This window comes from Bradyrhizobium genosp. SA-3, assembly GCF_004212635.1.
In the GTDB taxonomy this organism is placed as follows: domain Bacteria; phylum Pseudomonadota; class Alphaproteobacteria; order Rhizobiales; family Xanthobacteraceae; genus Bradyrhizobium.
In genome coordinates, this window is the sequence record NZ_PSRT01000035.1 from 47501 (window position 1) to 64274 (window position 16774).

Here is a 16774-nt window from a genome sequence, read left to right on the forward strand (position 1 = left end):
CGCCCTCTCCGATCGTGTGGTGGAGCGTCAGGTCGGGATCAGGAGCCCGAACCGAGGCACTTGTTGGTCTTGGTGTTGAAGTTGCCGCACTTCTTGCCGACCCAGTCGCCGATCAGGTCCTTGGAGCCGTCCAGCTCCTTCGACCAGGCATCGCCAGCAACGAGGCCCGGGGTCTTCCAGACCACGTCGAACTGGCCATTGCCCTTGATCTCGCCGATGAACACCGGCTTGGTGATGTGGTGGTTCGGCAGCATCTTCGACACGCCGCCGGTCAGGTTCGGCGCCTCGATGCCGGGAAGCGCGTCGATCACCTTGTCCGGATCGGTCGACTTCACCTTCTCCACGGCCTTCACCCACATGTTGAAGCCGATCACGTGCGCCTCCATCGGGTCGTTGGTCACGCGCTTCGGATTCTTGGTGTAGGTCTGCCAGTCCTTGATGAACTTCTCGTTCGATCCATCCTTGGTCTTGATCGATTCGAAGTAGTTCCAGGCGGCGAGATGGCCGACCAGCGGCTTGGTGTCGATGCCGGCGAGCTCTTCCTCACCCACCGAGAACGCGACCACCGGAATGTCCTTCGCCTTGATGCCCTGGTTGCCGAGCTCCTTGTAGAAGGGAACGTTGGCGTCGCCGTTGATGGTCGAGACCACCGCGGTCTTCTTGCCGGCCGAGCCGAACTTCTTGATGTCGGCCACGATCGTCTGCCAGTCGGAGTGACCGAACGGCGTGTAGTTGATCATGATGTCTTCCTGGGCGACACCCTTGGACTTCAAATAGGCTTCCAGGATCTTGTTGGTGGTGCGCGGATAGACGTAGTCGGTGCCCGCGAGCACCCAGCGCTTCACCTTCTCTTCCTTCATCAGATAGTCGACGGCGGGAATCGCCTGCTGGTTCGGCGCAGCACCCGTGTAGAACACGTTGCGCTCGCTCTCCTCGCCCTCGTACTGCACTGGGTAGAACAGGATGTTGTTCAGCTCCTTGAAGACCGGGAGCACCGACTTGCGCGACACCGAGGTCCAGCAGCCGAACACGACCGAGACCTTGTCCTTGGTGATCAGCTCGCGCGCCTTCTCGGCAAACAGCGGCCAGTTCGAAGCGGGATCGACGACGACGGCTTCCAGCTTCTTGCCGAGCACGCCGCCCTTCTTGTTCTGCTCGTCAATCAGGAAGAGGATGGTGTCCTTCAGCGTGGTCTCGCTGATGGCCATGGTGCCGGAAAGGGAGTGAAGCACGCCGACCTTGATGGTGTCATCCGCGGCCTTGGCGCCGGTCAATGAAGCCAGACCGAGCATCAGTCCGGCGGTCGCGGCGAGGACGCCGCGGCGGCTAAATGACGCCGCTATATCGTGAGTGGATTTGCTAAGCATGAGTGTATCATCTCCCTGACGCAGACGTGAAAACGCTGCGAAACGGCCCCACGGCCGCCTGCGATTAACGGATTCGCAAGAACCATGCCATGGACTGAACACCTCTCAAGTCATTGTATTTACTTATAAAACAGCCAGAATTCCAAGTTTAGCCGCACTCTGTCCGCCTAAACCCTGGGCAACGGAAATGTATGCGAAAGCGGCAGGCAGTCTACTTTTTATGCAAATTGCCAATTCTGGCTAAATTTCCGGCATAACTATTTCTGCACCGCAACCGCCGTTTGAGGCGAGCTTGCCTTGAAAGCGCCCCTACGATGTTCCATATGAACGACCGAGACTGCTTGCGAATCAAGCCGTCGTTGCGAGCTGCGTGTTCTTAAGCCCCTACGGGGCTTTGGCTTGCCCCATATCTCCCAAGCCCATCCGACACCCCAAACACGCAGGTGTCTTCTCGACACCCTATGCGCGCGCCGCGCCGAATGCGCCGGGCGCCCGCTTTTGACATGGAAAGAACCCCTCTTTTGACTTCGTTTCAGGATTTCGGCCTCGCCGAACCCATCGCGCGCGCTCTTCGTGAAGAGAATTACGTCACCCCCACCCCGATCCAGGCCCAGACCATCCCGCTGGCGCTGACCGGCCGCGACGTCGTCGGCATCGCCCAGACCGGCACCGGCAAGACCGCGTCCTTCGCGCTGCCGATCCTGCATCGCCTGCTCGAGAACCGCATCAAGCCGCAGCCCAAGACGGCCCGCGTCCTGGTGCTGTCGCCCACCCGCGAGCTGTCCGGCCAGATCCTCGACAGCTTCAACGCCTATGGCCGCCACATCCGCCTGTCCTCGACACTCGCCATCGGCGGCGTGCCGATGGGCCGGCAGGTCCGCTCGCTGATGCCCGGCGTCGAGGTTCTGGTCGCCACCCCGGGCCGCCTGCTCGATCTCGTCCAGAGCAACGGACTGAAGCTCTCGAGCGTCGAGTTCCTCGTGCTCGACGAGGCCGACCGCATGCTCGACATGGGCTTCATCAACGACATCCGCAAAATCGTCGCCAAGCTGCCGATCAAGCGGCAGACGCTGTTCTTCTCGGCCACCATGCCGAAGGACATCGCCGAGCTCGCCGACGCCATGCTGCGTGATCCCGCCCGCGTCGCGGTGACCCCGGTCTCCTCCACCGCCGAGCGGATCAACCAGCGCATCCTCCAGGTCGATTTCTCGGCCAAGCCCGCCTTCCTCACCAAGCTGCTGAAGGACGAGCCGATCAACCGCGCACTGGTCTTCACCCGCACCAAGCACGGCGCCGACAAGGTGGTGAAGACGCTGGCCAAGGCGGGCATCGCCGCCAACGCCATCCACGGCAACAAGTCGCAGAACCATCGCGAGCGCACGCTCGCCCAGTTCCGCTCGGGCGAGATCCGCACCCTGGTCGCCACCGACATCGCCGCCCGCGGCATCGACGTCGACGGCATCAGCCACGTCATCAATTTCGATCTGCCCAACGTGCCCGAGACCTATGTCCACCGCATCGGCCGCACCGCGCGCGCCGGCGCCGACGGCACCGCGATCTCGCTGGTCGCCGGCGGCGAGGAGCTCAGCTATCTCCGCGACATCGAGCGCCTGATCCGCGTGGCGCTGCCACGGGAGGATCACCGCACCGACGCCGGCCGCGAGGCCGCCCAGGCACCTGCTGCTGGGCAGCATCGCTCGGGCCGGCCAGGCCGTCCCGGCCAGCGCCCGCACGGCGCGAGACATGCGGATGGACGACATGGCGAAGGACGGCACGTCGAGGGCAGGCCTGTTGATGGCAGGTCCGGTGAGGGCCACAACACGTCGAAGGGGTCTCGCCGCCGCCGCCATTCCGGTGGTAAGATGAATTCTTCACCAACCGATCGGTCGGAACAGCGTCCCGCGCATAGCGCCGGCAAGCCTGATGGAATACAAGGCGTTGCCTTTTTGCGTCGCGAGAGTCGTCCCAACGGCCGACCGAATCGCAATCCTCATTCGCACTAGTCGTCCACGACCTGGAGACAACCACATGGCCAAGGAAGAGCTGATCCAGTTCGAAGGACTGGTCACCGAAATCCTCCCCGACGCCCGCTACCGCGTGCAGCTCGACGCCGGACACGAGATCGTTGCCTACACCGCCGGCAAGATGAAGAAGAACCGCATCAAGACGCTCGCGGGCGACCGCGTGACGGTGGAGATGTCGCCCTACGACCTCGAGAAGGGCCGACTGATTTTCCGTCACAAGGACGAACGTCCCTCGACGCCCGGCGGCCCGCCGCGGGGTGGGGCGCAGCGCGGCGGCCAGTTCCGCCGCCGTTAGTCGCCTGCTGGCGCGCGAGCGCGGAAGTAAAATTCTGATCTGCATGCTGATCCGCCGTGGGCATCACGGCGGATCAAAAAATCGTGCGCGTCAGGATTGTTTTGAGGCCCTATTTCCAATAAAATAAATTAATCGATTTTCGGCCGGACGACATTAGCATCCACCGGTACAGCCGGTCAGACACGCTGACGACCCTTCCAAAAATTCGATCTAACCTGCCTGCGCGAGCAGGCTCTTACATTGTGTTATCTAGAAGGGACTACCCCAGTGAGCATGGGAACCGTGAAGTGGTTTAACGCGACCAAGGGTTATGGCTTCATCCAGCCCGACGACGGCGGCAAGGACGTGTTCGTTCACATCAGCGCCGTCGAGCGCGCGGGCCTCGGCTCGCTGCAGGAAGGTCAGAAGGTCTCCTATGAGGTCGTGGCCGACCGCCGCTCCGGCAAGTCGGCAGCGGACAACCTCCGCGCCGCGGGCTGAGCCTGCCGGGCCCCCGGATATTGACCCGGGCCGGCTCAGGCGAGCCAAGGAATCAAAAAGGCCGTGCGCAACGCACGGCCTTTTTCATGTTCGAAGACTCCTCCGTACGCGGCACGGATCTCCTGCCCGGGCAGAGCTCCAATCCGGTCCTGCTAGTTGGTCTTGGCGGCCCCGCCGGCAGCCCCGCTGGCACTGTTGCTCAGCGAACCTGCCTGGGTCATCGTGTGGTTGAAGTAGGCGTCGCTGTCGCCGAGCGTCAAGCGACGCTGGCAAAGCGGCATGCAGCTGTAGGACTCGCGCTCGATCCCGCGATAGACGGTGACGAGCCGGTCGCTCGGACCTTCGACCTGGATCTGCCGGTCGACCAGGATCTCGCCGCCCCGGTCGAGCGCGATGAAATTGGTGGCACCATAACCCTTCCCGGTCACGACGATCATGCCGCCGGGCTGCAGCGTGACGTCCGCGATCAGGGGATTGCCGACCACGATGGTCGCGACCTTGCCGGGGAGCCGGACCAGCTTGGCCTGGTCGACATTGACGGCAATGGTGTCGGCGGTGGGCTCGGCAAGGCCGGCACCAGACGATGCCAGCATCGCAGCCGCAACCAGAAGGCAGACGCGCGCCTGACGGCGCAGCAACTCTTTACGCATACACTTACCCCCGGGACGTCACAAACCGGCAGAAACGATCAGATACAGCGGAGCCGGTGCCCGACCCGGCTAACCTGCCCTTAATTCGTGAACGTTCCGCAAACTCGCCGACTATTGTTTGAAGGGACCGGCGCTTTGTGGCCCTCGGAGGCGTTGACGCCGCCCTAAAGCTCGATGAGACGAATCGTCATCGCGCTTTAGGTTATTGTTTGAGCATGATCTTTTCGGAAAACCGCTGCACACTTTTCCGGATCATGCCCTACCGGCGGAACGGATAGGCGAGCTGGCCGCCGATTTCCTTCGGCATGGTCGCTTCGTCCTTGCCGTAATCCTGCGGCAGCCTGCCCTCCGGCATACGGAAGGTGCCGAACAGCACGTCCCAGATCGGGAACGTTCCGGCAAAATTGGTGTCGCCGCCCTCTTCGAGCGAAGTGTGGTGCCAACGGTGGAACACCGGCGTCGCCAGCACGTATCTGAACGCTCCGAAGGTCCAGTTCAGATTGGCGTGCACGAAGGCCGAATGGAAGGTGGTGAACGGGCCGACCCAGATCATGACATTCGGGGAGATACCGGCCATCAGCAGCACGACGTCGACGCTGATCGTCCCGAGCATGAGATTGACGGGATGGAAGCGCGCCGCGGAAATCCAGCCGATCTCCTCCGACGAATGATGGACTGCGTGGTACTTCCAGAACCCGCCGTCATGGAAAAGCCGGTGCAGCCAGTACAGCATGAAATCGGACAGCACCAGAAACAGCACGGCCTGCACCCACAGCGGCAGCTGTGACAGCGGGCCATGGCCATTGTCGTAGAAGGCGATGAGCTCGTCGGCATCGTGGATGTTGAAGACGACGCCGGCGCCGACGATCAGCAGTCCGATCCGCATGGTGCGCGCGAACACCGGAACGAAGAACCAGTAGCAGATGTCGGTGAGGATCTCGCGCTTGCGCCACCACGGCGCACCGGGATTGCAGGCCCAGAAATGCTCGAGCACGGTGAAGACTGCCGCGAGCACCAGGGTGACGGGGACCACCTTCGCGATGGTCTCGCCGAGCATCAGGGCGACTTGCATGGGCAGGCTCGACATCGTCGCCTCACTTCCGAATTGCTGGTCCTGCCTAGGCCTACTCCGCTAAATTTAAGGGAGGGTGAAGCCGGACGGCGCGTGCGCTGCATTCGGAACCGGGGCAATTCAACGGCCGCCTTAAGACGAAATTCACTCTGGCCAAAAGCATCGCGCGACAAGCGGATTTGCGCGATTGAATTAACGCTACCGAAAGAGCTCGGCTCTCATCTTCGTCGCGTCAAAGACAGCGCCGAACGAGGCGATCCCACCCAGACGGAGTTTTGTTCATGAAGAACCTTATTGCGCGTTTCGCGAAGGACGAATCCGGCGCCACCGCCATCGAGTACGGTCTGATCGCCGCCGGCATCGCGCTGGCCATCATCACGGTCGTCAACAATCTCGGCAGCTCGCTGAACACCAAGTTCGGCTCGATCAGCTCGTCGCTGAAGTAAGCACCCGACGAGCGATTCGCAAAAGCCCCGGACCTCCGGGGCCTTTGTTTTTCTGAAGACGGCAAGTTCCAGTGGCGTTGCGCGAGTACAGAACCGATGCCGCGGTCGCGGCGAACGAAGCGGAGGCGGCGCAGACCGGCTCGCCGGCCTATTGGGTCTGCCTTGCGCTGCTGCTTGCGACGATCGTGCTTGCCGTGCGCATTGCCAGCCTCTGGTGAGCACGCTCGCGGCGGGGCCAGCCTCGCCACCCGGCTGCCGTTGTCGGTTTGTTTAGCACTGCCGGCTAGCATCCGCGCCGCCAGCTTCGGCGACACAATCAGGCCTCAAGACGCAGTCCCATGATCCTCGACCTTGCGCGCCTTCTGCTCTTCCCGGCTCTCATGGCGTTCGCCGCCGCGAGCGACCTTTTCACGATGACGATCTCGAACCGCGTGTCGCTGGCATTGGTCGCCGGCTTCTTCGCCCTCGCTCTCGCCGGTGGCATGGCGCCTTATGAGATGTTGAGCCATGTCGGCGCCGGCGCACTTCTGCTGGTCGTGGCCTTCACCTGCTTTGCGATGGGCTGGGTCGGCGGCGGCGATGCCAAGGTTGCGGCCTCCGTCGCACTCTGGTTCGGCTTTGCACATCTGATGAACTTCCTGCTCTACGCCTCGCTGTTCGGCGGGGCGCTGACGCTGCTCCTGCTTCAGTTCCGGCAATGGCCGCTGCCCTACGGACTGGCGGGCCAGGCCTGGCTCGCACGGCTGCACGCCAAGGAGAGCGGCATTCCCTACGGCATCGCGCTCGCACTGAGCGCGCTGATGGTCTACCCGGAGACCGAATGGGTGAAGGCGATCGATCTCGCTCACCTCGCGCTGCGCTGAATGCACCGGGTAAACCCGGCGTTAAGGCGATTTAGATACGCCTCATTAACCATGCCTTGACGAATAGCTGGTCAACTGCCGATCACGGCGGCGGCAGCGTCGCGGCGTTTTGTTGGAAAGTGAAGCGTATGAATAGGGCACGCATTGTCGTCCTGACGGTCGCCATCTGCGCCGGCGGCGTCGCCGCGTACCTGGCGAGCGGCACGGACAATTCTGCGCCGCCTCCGGCTCCGGTCGCACAGCTTCCGACCGTCGACGTCCTGGTCGCCAAGAACGACATCGGTCTCGGCCAGACCGTGAAGCCGGAAGACGTGCAATGGCAGACCTGGCCAGCCGCGACCGCCAGCGCCACTTTCATCCGCCGCAACGAGCGTCCCGAGGGCGTGACCCAGGTGACCGGCTCGATCGCGCGCGCTCCTTTCATTCAGGGTGAGCCGATCCGCGACCAGAAGCTGGTCAAGGCCGAGGGCTCCGGCTTCATGGCGGCCATCCTGCCGAGCGGCATGCGGGCGATCTCGACCGAGATCTCGCCGGAGACCGGCGCAGGCGGCTTCATCCTGCCCAACGACCGCGTCGATGTGATCCTCACGCGCCGCCTCAAGAATCCGGACCAGAGCAACGGTGCTCCGGACATCGTCACCTCCGAGATCATCCTGACCAACGTCCGCGTGCTGGCCATCGACCAGGCGCCGAAGGAGAAGGACGGCCAGAACACGGTGGTCGGCAAGACCGTGACCTTGGAGCTCAATCCCGCGCAGACCCAGGCGCTTTCGTCGGCCCGCCAGGCCGGAACGCTGTCGCTGGCGTTGCGCAGCATAGCCGACGTCAAGATGAGCGAGATCACGCTCGACGAATCCGCACAGAAGCGCGACGGCGTTTCGATCATTCGCTACGGCATTCCAGGTCAGACGGCGAAAGCAAGATGAAGGCAGTCGATATGAATTGCAGGGCAAATCTGGCGACGATGCGAACCTCACTGGTTCGCGCCCTGTCGTTTTCGGCCGCCCTCGCGCTGACGCTCAACCCGGCCCTCAGCCCGGTGGTCGCCGCCGACTACCGTCCCGTGGCGCCGGTCGCGGCCGACGGCCAGATGAACGCGCGTTTCCTCTCGCTCGGCATCGGCAAGTCTGTCGTGATCGACCTGCCGCGCGACATCAAGGACGTGCTGGTCGCCGATCCCAAGATCGCCAATGCGGTGGTCCGTTCGGCGCAGCGCGCCTACATCATCGGCGCCACCGTCGGCCAGACCAACATCGTGTTCTTCGATTCCGCCGGCCAGCAGATTGCGGCCTATGACATCGCGGTCAAGCGCGACCTCAACGGCGTGCGGGCCGCGCTGAAGCAGATCCTGCCCAACTCCGACATCCAGATCGACGGCCTCGGCGACGGCATCGTCCTGACCGGCACGGCGGCGAACCCGTTGGAAGCGCAGCAGGCCAACGATCTCGCCGCGCGGCTCGCCGGCAGCGCCGACAAGGTGGTGAACTCGATCGTGGTCCGCGGCCGCGACCAGGTCATGCTGAAGGTGACGGTGGCGGAAGTCCAGCGCAACATCGTCAAGCAGCTCGGCATCGACCTCTCCGCGAACCTGAACTACGGCACCTCTGTGGTGAGCTTCTCGAACTCAAATCCGTTCACGGCTCTCGGCAAGAACCTCGTCGACGGCAACAACCTGACCACGAAGTTCGGCGCGACGCCGTCCGTGCAGGCCACCCTGCGCGCGATGGAGACCGCGGGCGTGATCCGTACGCTGGCCGAGCCGAACCTGACCGCGATCTCCGGCGAGTCGGCGACCTTCATTGCCGGCGGTGAATTCCCGGTGCCGGCAGGCTATGCCTGCGACCCGACCACGCATGTTTGTACCACCCAGATCAGCTTCAAGAAGTTCGGCATCTCGCTCAACTTCACCCCGGTGGTTCTGAGCGAAGGCAAGATCAGCCTGCGCGTCATGACCGAGGTCTCGGAGCTGTCGAACGAAAATGCGATCACGCTGTCCCAGGCCGTGACCTCGACGTCGGTGAACTCGCTGACGGTGCCCTCGATCAGGACCCGCCGCGCCGAGACCTCGCTGGAGATTCCCTCCGGCGGCGCGATGGCGATGGCCGGCCTGATCCAGCAGCAGACCAAGCAGGCGGTCAGCGGATTGCCGGGGCTGATGCAGCTCCCGGTCCTCGGCACGCTGTTCCGCAGCCGCGACTTCGTCAACAACGCAACCGAACTGGTCGTGATCGTGACGCCCTATGTCGTTCGCGCGGTCGCGCAAAAGGATCTGTCGCGGCCGGATGACGGCTTCGCCGCCCCTGCCGATCCGCAGGCCGAGTTGCTCGGCAACATCAACCGCATCTACGGCGTGCCCGGCCGGACCGAACCGGCCAGGAATTACCGCGGCACCTACGGCTTCATCACCGACTGAAGCGGAACGGGGACTTCACGATGATCACTAGACCACCCCAGCTTCGCAAACGCGCCATCCGCCTCAGTGGCGCGCTCGTCGGCATGGCGCTCGCCCTTGGCGGCTGCCAGCACGACGAAGCGGTCACCGCCTCCATTCCCGACGATTACAAGCAGCGCCATCCGATCGCGATCGAAGAGCAGAACCGCTCGATCGTCGTCTTCGTCGGCCACGCCCGCGGCGGCTTGACCGCCGCCCAGCGCGCCGACGTGATGGGTGTCGCCTCGGCCTGGCTGCACGAGGGCACCGGCGCCATCCGGATCGACGTCCCATCCGGCACGCCCAACGCGCGACCGGTCGCGGACACCATGCGAGAGATCCAGGCGATGCTGGCGGCGGCAGGCGTTCCGCCGCGCGGCGTCAACGTTCGCCCCTATCAGCCGGAAGACAGGCGCTTCCTGCCGCCGATCCGACTCACTTACTCCAAGATCGCCGCGGTCGCGGGCCCCTGCGGCCTGTGGCCGGACGACATCGGCCCCTCGATGAAGAACAAGGGCTGGTTCGAGAACAAGGACTATTACAATTACGGCTGCGCCTATCAGCGCAACCTCGCGGCGATGGTCGACAATCCGTCGGACCTTGAGCAACCGAGGGCTGAAACACCGCCCTATATAGCGCGTCGCACCACGGCCTTCGAGAAGTATCGCAAGGGAACGACGACGGCGACCACCCATCCCGAAGCCGACAAGGCCAAACTCAGCGACACCGGCAAATGATCAGCTACGCTCGCCAGCCTCAAGAAGAGCCGCCGGAAACCCCGCCACCGCCGGTCGAGGAGCATATTGCGCCCTCGCCGCGTGTCTCGGTGCAGGCGTTCTGCGAGACCGTGGAGACCGCTGCCGCGGTGCAATCGGCCGGCGAGGATCGCCGTCTCGGCAAGGCCCATCTGAAGATCCAGATGGGCGGCATGGCGGCGGCGATCGAAGCCTATCGCTCGGCCCCGACACCGAACGTGATCGTGCTCGAAAGCGACGGTCGCAGCGACCTCCTGGGCGGGCTCGATCAGCTCGCCACCGTCTGCGACGCCGGCACCCGCGTGGTCGTGATCGGCCGCATCAATGACGTCATGCTCTACCGCGAGCTGGTGCGCCGCGGTGTCAGCGACTACGTGCTCGCGCCGGTCGGCGCAATCGACGTCGTGCGCTCGATCTGCAACCTGTTCTCGGCGCCCGAAGCCAAGGCGGTCGGCCGCATCATCGCCGTGGTCGGCGCCAAGGGCGGCGTCGGTGCTTCCACCATCTCCCACAACGTCGCCTGGGCGATCGCGCGCGACCTTGCGATGGATGCGGTCGTCGCCGACCTCGACCTCGCCTTCGGCACCGCCGGGCTGGACTACAACCAGGACCCGCCACAGGGCATTGCCGACGCCGTGTTCTCACCCGATCGCGTCGACACGGCCTTCATCGACCGCCTGCTGTCGAAATGCACCGATCATCTCAGCCTGCTGGCAGCGCCCGCGACGCTCGACCAGGTCTATGACTTCGGCTCCGACGCCTTCGATGCCGTGTTCGACACGCTGCGTTCCACCATGCCCTGCATCGTGCTCGACATCCCGCACCAATGGTCGGGCTGGACCAAGCGCGCCTTGATCGGAGCCGACGACATCCTGATCGTGGCCGCGCCCGATCTCGCCAATTTGCGCAATACAAAGAACCTGTTCGACCTGTTGAAGGCCTCCCGCCCCAACGACCGGCCGCCGCTCTATTGCCTGAATCAGGTCGGTGTCCCGAAACGGCCCGAAATCGCCGCCACGGAATTCGCCAAGGCGATCGAGAGCCAGCCGGTCGCGTCGATCCCGTTCGAGCCGCAGATCTTCGGCTCGGCGGCCAACAATGGCCAGATGATCGCGGAGATCTCGGCCAATCACAAGTCGATCGAGATGTTCCTTCAGATCGCCCAGCGCCTGACCGGCCGCAGCGAGACGAAGAAACAAAAGTCGTCCTTGTTTTCACCCCTGATTGAGAAGTTGCGGGGAAAATAAGCCGCCGCATGGAGTTGTTAAGTGTTCGGTAAGCGTAGCGGAACAGACACCGACTTTCGGGCTCCCAAGCCCGGCGCCGTGTTGCCCGAGCCTTCCCAGGCTCCGGCGGCGACGGTGTCGCGCGCCCCGCTCCCGCCGGCCGTCGCATCGCCATCGCTTGCCCCGGCCAAGGCCCCGCCGCCTCCCGCCATGGAGAGCCGGCGCTCGGACAATTATTACGAGGTCAAGGCGACCATCTTCGGTGCGCTGATCGAGGCCATCGACCTCGCCCAGCTCGCCAAGCTCGATTCGGAGTCCGCCCGCGAGGAAATTCGCGACATCGTCAACGAGATCATCGCGATCAAGAACATCGTGATGTCGATCGCCGAGCAGGAGGAATTGCTCGACGATATCTGCAACGACGTGCTCGGCTACGGTCCGCTGGAGCCCCTGCTCGCGCGCGACGACATCGCCGACATCATGGTGAACGGGGCCGGCACCGTCTTCATCGAGGTCGGGGGCAAGATCCAGCGCACCGGAATCCGCTTTCGCGACAACCAGCAGCTCCTCAATATCTGTCAGCGCATCGTCAGCCAGGTCGGCCGGCGCGTCGACGAATCCTCGCCGATCTGCGACGCGCGCCTCGCCGACGGCTCCCGTGTCAATGCCATTGTGCCGCCGCTCGCGATCGACGGCCCCGCCCTCACCATCCGCAAATTCAAGAAGGACAAGCTGACGCTCGATCAGCTCGTCAAGTTCGGCGCGATCTCGCCGGAAGGCGCCGAGATCCTCCAGATCATCGGCCGGGTCCGCTGCAACGTGCTGATCTCCGGCGGCACCGGCTCGGGCAAGACGACGCTGCTCAACTGTCTGACCAACTACATCGAGCACGACGAACGCGTTATCACCTGCGAGGACGCGGCCGAGCTCCAGCTCCAGCAGCCTCATGTGGTCCGGCTCGAAACCCGCCCGCCCAACATCGAAGGCGAAGGCCAGGTCACCATGCGCGAGCTGGTGCGCAACTGCCTCCGTATGCGCCCCGAACGCATCATCGTCGGCGAAGTCCGAGGACCCGAGGCATTCGACCTGCTTCAGGCCATGAACACCGGCCATGACGGCTCGATGGGAACGCTGCATGCCAACAATCCGCGCGAGGCGCTGTCGCGCTGCGAATCCATGATCACCATGGGCGGGTTCTCTCTGCCCTCGCGCACCATTCGCGAGATGATCTGCGCATCCATCGACGTCATCGTCCAGGCCGCGCGCCTGCGCGACGGCTCGCGCCGCATCACCCACATCACCGAAGTGATGGGCATGGAAGGCGACACCATCATCACCCAGGACATCTTCCTCTACGACCTGGTCGGCGAAGACGCCAACGGCAAGATCATCGGCCGGCACCGCTCGACCGGCATCGGCCGCCCGAGATTCTGGGAACGCGCCCGCTATTACGGCGAAGAGAAGCGCCTTGCCGCCGCGCTCGACGCCGCGGAATTGGCGCCGACAACGTGAGCAGGTCAGCATCATGAACATGCAGGTCCTCGCCCTCGCCTTTCTCGCCACGGCCGCCGTCGGCGGCATCGCCTGGGTCTTCCTCTATCCACTCCTGTCAGGGGAGCGAAAGGCCGAAAACCGCCGCGCTTCGATCGCGCGTGCCGACACGCCCGCAGCCAAGCAGACCGAGAAGAGCCAACGATCGCGCCGTGAGCAGGTCGAGACTTCGCTCAAGGATCTCGAGGCGCGGCGTCAGCAGGAGAAGAGCGTTCCGCTCAGCGTCCGCCTCTCGCAGGCGGGGCTCGACTGGACCCCGCAGAAATTCTGGGTCGTGTCCGCCGTCGTGGCGGGCGTGCTGTTCGCGGCTGCTCTGTTCGTCGGAGGCGGCCTGCTCGGCGCCGCCGGCCTCGGCTTTGCCGGGGGCTTCGGCCTGCCGCGCTGGGCGCTGGGCTTCCTCAAGAAGCGTCGCGAGACCAAGTTCCTGGCGGCGCTGCCCGATGCGGTCGACGTGATCGTCCGCGGAATCAAGGCTGGCCTGCCGCTGTTCGAGTCGATCAAGGTCGTCGCCGCCGATTCACCGGAGCCGCTGCGCAGCGAATTCCTCCAGATCATCGAAACGCAGGCGATCGGCATGCCGCTCGGCGAGGCCTGCTCGCGGCTGTATGACCGCATGCCGCTCCCAGAGGCGAATTTCTTCGGCATCGTGATCTCGATCCAGCAGAAGTCGGGCGGCAACCTCTCCGAAGCGCTCGGCAACCTCTCCAAGGTGCTGCGCGACCGCAAGAAGATGAAGGAAAAGATTCAGGCGATGTCGATGGAGGCCAAGGCCTCGGCCGGCATCATCGGCTCGCTGCCGCCGATCGTGATGTTCCTCGTCTATCTCACGACGCCGCACTACATCTCGCTGCTTTGGACCCACCCGACCGGCCAGCTGATGCTGGTCGGCTGCGTCGTCTGGATGTCGATCGGCGTCATGGTGATGAAGAAGATGATCAACTTCGATTTCTGACGGTGCCGTATGGTCGAGTTTCTCGTTTCGAAGCTACATGATGTCCGCTTCATGACCATGCTGCTGGCGGCCATTGCCGCCAGCGCAACCGTCTATACGCTGGTGATGCCGCTGTTTGCCGGCGAGGGACTCTCCAAGCGCATGAAGGCGGTGGCGAGCGAGCGTGAACGCCTCCGGCAGCGCGAGCGCGAGCGACTCAACAAGAACGAGAAGGTCTCGCTGCGCCAGACGCCGAAGCAGCTCGTCTCCAAGGTGGTCGAGGACTTCAATCTCACCAAATGGCTCGCGCAGGAAGCCGCCCGCGACAAACTCATCATGGCGGGCTACCGCGGCCAAGCCCCCTACATCACCTTCTTGTTTGCCCGCATGGTCGCTCCGATCGGGCTGTTCGTCGGTGCCGCCGTCTACGTCTTCTTGATCGCGCACATGAAGCAGGCGATGCCGATCAAGATCGGCATCTGCGTTGGCGCGGCCTATCTCGGCCTGCAGGCGCCGATGCTGTTTCTCAAGAACGCGATCTCCAAGCGCCAGCTCTCGATCAAGCGCGCCTTTCCCGACGCGCTCGACCTGCTGCTGATCTGCATCGAATCCGGCATGTCGGTCGAAATGGCGTTCCGGAAGGTCTCCACCGAGATCGTCGGGCAGTCGATTGCGCTGTCGGAGGAGTTCGCACTGACCACGGCCGAGCTGTCCTACCTGCAGGACCGGAAGATGGCCTATGAAAACCTGGCTCGGCGCACCGGGCTCGAAGGCGTCAAGTCGGTCTGTCTCGCGCTTCAGCAGGCGGAGCGTTACGGTACGCCGCTTGGGCATTCCCTGCGCGTCATGGCACAGGAAAACCGCGACATGCGCATGAATGAGGCCGAGAAGAAGGCCGCTGCGCTACCGCCGAAATTGACGGTGCCGATGATCCTGTTCTTCCTGCCAGTGCTGTTCGTCGTCATTCTCGGACCGACGGGCATCAAGATCACCGAGCTGCACTGACGCGAGAGACCGGCGCGCGGTCCGCCGGCGACGTCAAGTTGAAGGTCAGGCCGCTCAATCGGGCTGGCTGAGCGAGGCGACCGGAGTTCGCTTCGGTGCGCCGCGCGGGGCGTCGTTGCGGTTCAGCATTTCCTTGAGATAGGCGACGTTGGCTGCGGCCTGGTCCGGCGGCAGGTCCGCCTTGACGATGGTCTCGGCCTCGGCGAAGCGTCCTTGGAGGCCGACGACCAGAGCGAGATTCTGCCGCACCCGGGCGCTCGCGCGCGGCGAAGCGTAAGCCTGTCGCAGCGCCTCTTCGGCCTTGGGCAGGTTCCTCGTCAACATGTAGGACAGACCGAGATTGGAGAGGACGCCAGGATCACCCGGCGCGATCTTCAGGGCGCTCGCATAATAGGAGCGCGCCTCGTCGTGCCGGCCCATCTGATCGAGCGCAGTCCCCTGCACCGAGAGCAGATGCCAGTCCGGATTGTCGGGCGAATGCGCCTTCGACAACACGTCGAAGGCCTGCTGGAAATTGCCGTTGTCGGCGAGCGCACGGCCGTACTGGGCGAGCAGCGGCTTGTTGCCGGGATTGGCGATGGTCGCCTGCTCCAGCACGGCGACGGCTTGGGCACGCTGGCCATGGGCGCGCAAGGCCTGGCCATAGGCGAGCGCGGCGTCGGCATCCTTGGGATTGGCACGATAGCGCTCGCCGTAGACTTCGGCAGCGCGGGCGGGATCGGCGGGAGCGGCTTCCGCCCGCAGCCCGACCGAGCCCGTGACCTCGGAGAGCTTCGACATGCCCGTGCAGCCGCCGAGGCCCATAGCCACTGCCGCGATCAGCGAGGTGGACGCAAGAAGCCGGGCAAGACTGAACCGTTGACGCATGACGCTTTGACTCTCGAGCCGATTGATCGAGCCGAACGCGCCAGCAATAGACTGTTAACCCTAACGGCCAGTTAACACCGGACAAGTCGCACCGCTCACGCCGGCGTTTGCGGCGGCACCTTCCCGCCGAGCCCGAGATCGAGGCCGAGCACCTTCGCCTGTTCGTTCAGGTCCCACAGCAATTGCACTCTCCGTCGCGCCTGAAGCTGGACTTCGACATCCTCCCGATGGCGTCTTCGCGCCCGGTTAATATTCAATGGCAAGCCGCTTGCGGATTTCGTCGACGCGCTTGTCGAGCGCATCGAACCGCGCGTGGACCGAGCGGTCGTGGAGATAGAAGACGTAACCGCCGGCGAGGAACGCGAAGATCCAATGATGGTGCTCGACGTAGCCGAAGATCGCCTCGATGGCCTGGCCGATGAATGTGACCACGCTCCACACAAATTCCATTGCAATTCCTCCCGGCAGGCTTCGTCGGCCGCCGGCGATCTCCACACCGGGCGGCCGTCCTCGGAACCTAGCATGGCCCCCTTGCTGCGAGTAGCGGCTCGCTGACCGGTGACAGCAAAGCCGATTGCGGCGGCGGCGAAACTCTGCGAAGTCTCGTCCGTTCCTACGACCTGCTTGATCTGACGATCCGGACCCGCCAATGCCTTCTGTCTTCGAGACGTCGCCTACCGCCATCCCGATCACCTTCGTTACCAAATCGAGCTGGGATCAGGTCGCTGAGGCGCTGCCGCCGGCGCAACGCCAGTTCGCCACCGCGAGCGCCTTTGCCGCCAAGCCCGGCGGCTATCTCGCGCTGCCGGCG

The 16774-nt window shown here is 64.0% G+C and carries 18 protein-coding genes and 1 pseudogene; 14 read left to right on the forward strand and 5 right to left on the reverse strand.

Annotated elements, in window-relative coordinates; all coding sequences use genetic code 11:
• Window positions 1-38: 38 nt before the first annotated feature.
• Window positions 39-1367 carry an urea ABC transporter substrate-binding protein gene (gene urtA, locus CWO91_RS14540; RefSeq protein ID WP_165405455.1) on the reverse strand — a complete coding sequence of 443 codons (1329 nt, stop codon included), beginning with the start codon at window positions 1365-1367 and terminating at the stop codon, window positions 39-41.
• Window positions 1368-1846: 479 nt separating this feature from the next.
• Here urtA and CWO91_RS14545 point away from each other — a divergent pair, with 479 nt between their 5' ends.
• The 3 genes from CWO91_RS14545 to CWO91_RS14555 all read left to right on the forward strand — a co-directional run bounded on the left by CWO91_RS14545 (window position 1847) and on the right by CWO91_RS14555 (window position 4166).
• On the forward strand, window positions 1847-3370 hold the full coding sequence (locus CWO91_RS14545; protein WP_130214052.1) for a DEAD/DEAH box helicase: 1524 nt from the start codon (window positions 1847-1849) through the stop codon (window positions 3368-3370).
• Window positions 3371-3395: 25 nt separating this feature from the next.
• The gene (gene infA, locus CWO91_RS14550; RefSeq protein WP_128936634.1) at window positions 3396-3686 is read left to right on the forward strand and encodes a translation initiation factor IF-1; all 291 of its coding nucleotides are present in this window, start codon (window positions 3396-3398) and stop codon (window positions 3684-3686) included.
• Between the two features lie 267 nt (window positions 3687-3953).
• Complete coding sequence (locus tag CWO91_RS14555) at window positions 3954-4166, forward strand: cold-shock protein (protein ID WP_130214053.1); 213 nt, start codon at window positions 3954-3956, stop codon at window positions 4164-4166.
• 152 nt (window positions 4167-4318) lie between these two features.
• Here the strand turns inward: CWO91_RS14555 and CWO91_RS14560 are convergent, their stop codons facing one another.
• Window positions 4319-4816: a pilus assembly protein N-terminal domain-containing protein gene (locus CWO91_RS14560; RefSeq protein ID WP_130214054.1), complete on the reverse strand. Its 498-nt coding sequence runs from the start codon at window positions 4814-4816 to the stop codon at window positions 4319-4321.
• Window positions 4817-5075: 259 nt separating this feature from the next.
• On the reverse strand, window positions 5076-5903 hold the full coding sequence (locus CWO91_RS14565; RefSeq protein WP_130214055.1) for a sterol desaturase family protein: 828 nt from the start codon (window positions 5901-5903) through the stop codon (window positions 5076-5078).
• A gap of 266 nt (window positions 5904-6169) precedes the next feature.
• Here CWO91_RS14565 and CWO91_RS14570 point away from each other — a divergent pair, with 266 nt between their 5' ends.
• From CWO91_RS14570 to CWO91_RS14610, 10 genes are all read left to right on the forward strand, one after another.
• A complete protein-coding gene (locus CWO91_RS14570; RefSeq protein WP_014498224.1) occupies window positions 6170-6334 on the forward strand; it encodes a Flp family type IVb pilin in 165 nt (54 codons plus the stop codon).
• 71 nt (window positions 6335-6405) lie between these two features.
• Entirely contained in the window at window positions 6406-6552 is a 147-nt protein-coding gene (locus CWO91_RS42935; protein WP_165405456.1) for a hypothetical protein, read from the forward strand.
• Window positions 6553-6672: 120 nt separating this feature from the next.
• Complete coding sequence (locus tag CWO91_RS14575) at window positions 6673-7197, forward strand: A24 family peptidase (protein WP_128940034.1); 525 nt, start codon at window positions 6673-6675, stop codon at window positions 7195-7197.
• Between the two features lie 128 nt (window positions 7198-7325).
• Entirely contained in the window at window positions 7326-8123 is a 798-nt protein-coding gene (gene cpaB / locus CWO91_RS14580) for a Flp pilus assembly protein CpaB (RefSeq protein ID WP_165405457.1), read from the forward strand.
• A gap of 11 nt (window positions 8124-8134) precedes the next feature.
• Window positions 8135-9610, forward strand: a complete 1476-nt coding sequence (locus CWO91_RS14585; RefSeq protein ID WP_165405459.1) for a type II and III secretion system protein family protein — start codon at window positions 8135-8137, stop codon at window positions 9608-9610.
• Window positions 9611-9630: 20 nt separating this feature from the next.
• Window positions 9631-10365 carry a CpaD family pilus assembly protein gene (locus CWO91_RS14590; RefSeq protein ID WP_130214058.1) on the forward strand — a complete coding sequence of 245 codons (735 nt, stop codon included), beginning with the start codon at window positions 9631-9633 and terminating at the stop codon, window positions 10363-10365.
• Window positions 10362-11630 carry an AAA family ATPase gene (locus CWO91_RS14595; protein ID WP_130214059.1) on the forward strand — a complete coding sequence of 423 codons (1269 nt, stop codon included), beginning with the start codon at window positions 10362-10364 and terminating at the stop codon, window positions 11628-11630. Before CWO91_RS14590 ends, CWO91_RS14595 begins: the two co-directional genes overlap by 4 nt.
• A 21-nt stretch (window positions 11631-11651) precedes the next feature.
• Entirely contained in the window at window positions 11652-13121 is a 1470-nt protein-coding gene (locus CWO91_RS14600) for a CpaF family protein (protein WP_130214060.1), read from the forward strand.
• Window positions 13122-13134: 13 nt separating this feature from the next.
• Complete coding sequence (locus CWO91_RS14605; protein WP_130214061.1) at window positions 13135-14112, forward strand: type II secretion system F family protein; 978 nt, start codon at window positions 13135-13137, stop codon at window positions 14110-14112.
• A gap of 9 nt (window positions 14113-14121) precedes the next feature.
• Complete coding sequence (locus CWO91_RS14610) at window positions 14122-15096, forward strand: type II secretion system F family protein (RefSeq protein ID WP_091881228.1); 975 nt, start codon at window positions 14122-14124, stop codon at window positions 15094-15096.
• Window positions 15097-15150: 54 nt separating this feature from the next.
• Here the strand turns inward: CWO91_RS14610 and CWO91_RS14615 are convergent, their stop codons facing one another.
• Both CWO91_RS14615 and CWO91_RS14620 read right to left on the reverse strand, forming a co-directional pair.
• Window positions 15151-15963, reverse strand: a complete 813-nt coding sequence (locus tag CWO91_RS14615) for a tetratricopeptide repeat protein (RefSeq protein ID WP_130214062.1) — start codon at window positions 15961-15963, stop codon at window positions 15151-15153.
• 246 nt (window positions 15964-16209) lie between these two features.
• Entirely contained in the window at window positions 16210-16413 is a 204-nt protein-coding gene (locus CWO91_RS14620) for a hypothetical protein (protein ID WP_130214063.1), read from the reverse strand.
• Between the two features lie 199 nt (window positions 16414-16612).
• Between CWO91_RS14620 and CWO91_RS45240 the strand changes: the two are divergent.
• Window positions 16613-16774: pseudogene (locus tag CWO91_RS45240) on the forward strand (leucyl aminopeptidase family protein); the annotation flags it as partial.

Excerpts from the sequence above, each read along its gene's own strand:
- CWO91_RS14595 (WP_130214059.1), top strand. The coding sequence starts at position 10,362 with ATGATCAGCTACGCTCGCCAGCCTCAAGAAGAGCCGCCGGAAACCCCG.
- CWO91_RS14620 (WP_130214063.1), bottom strand. The coding sequence starts at position 16,413 with ATGGAATTTGTGTGGAGCGTGGTCACATTCATCGGCCAGGCCATCGAG.
- CWO91_RS14570 (WP_014498224.1), top strand. The coding sequence starts at position 6,170 with ATGAAGAACCTTATTGCGCGTTTCGCGAAGGACGAATCCGGCGCCACC.
- CWO91_RS14585 (WP_165405459.1), top strand. The coding sequence starts at position 8,135 with ATGAATTGCAGGGCAAATCTGGCGACGATGCGAACCTCACTGGTTCGC.
- CWO91_RS14560 (WP_130214054.1), bottom strand. The coding sequence starts at position 4,816 with ATGCGTAAAGAGTTGCTGCGCCGTCAGGCGCGCGTCTGCCTTCTGGTT.
- urtA (WP_165405455.1), bottom strand. The coding sequence starts at position 1,367 with ATGCTTAGCAAATCCACTCACGATATAGCGGCGTCATTTAGCCGCCGC.
- CWO91_RS14610 (WP_091881228.1), top strand. The coding sequence starts at position 14,122 with ATGGTCGAGTTTCTCGTTTCGAAGCTACATGATGTCCGCTTCATGACC.
- CWO91_RS14590 (WP_130214058.1), top strand. The coding sequence starts at position 9,631 with ATGATCACTAGACCACCCCAGCTTCGCAAACGCGCCATCCGCCTCAGT.
- CWO91_RS14575 (WP_128940034.1), top strand. The coding sequence starts at position 6,673 with ATGATCCTCGACCTTGCGCGCCTTCTGCTCTTCCCGGCTCTCATGGCG.
- CWO91_RS14605 (WP_130214061.1), top strand. The coding sequence starts at position 13,135 with ATGAACATGCAGGTCCTCGCCCTCGCCTTTCTCGCCACGGCCGCCGTC.
- CWO91_RS14565 (WP_130214055.1), bottom strand. The coding sequence starts at position 5,903 with ATGTCGAGCCTGCCCATGCAAGTCGCCCTGATGCTCGGCGAGACCATC.
- CWO91_RS14545 (WP_130214052.1), top strand. The coding sequence starts at position 1,847 with ATGCGCCGGGCGCCCGCTTTTGACATGGAAAGAACCCCTCTTTTGACT.
- infA (WP_128936634.1), top strand. The coding sequence starts at position 3,396 with ATGGCCAAGGAAGAGCTGATCCAGTTCGAAGGACTGGTCACCGAAATC.
- CWO91_RS14615 (WP_130214062.1), bottom strand. The coding sequence starts at position 15,963 with ATGCGTCAACGGTTCAGTCTTGCCCGGCTTCTTGCGTCCACCTCGCTG.
- cpaB (WP_165405457.1), top strand. The coding sequence starts at position 7,326 with ATGAATAGGGCACGCATTGTCGTCCTGACGGTCGCCATCTGCGCCGGC.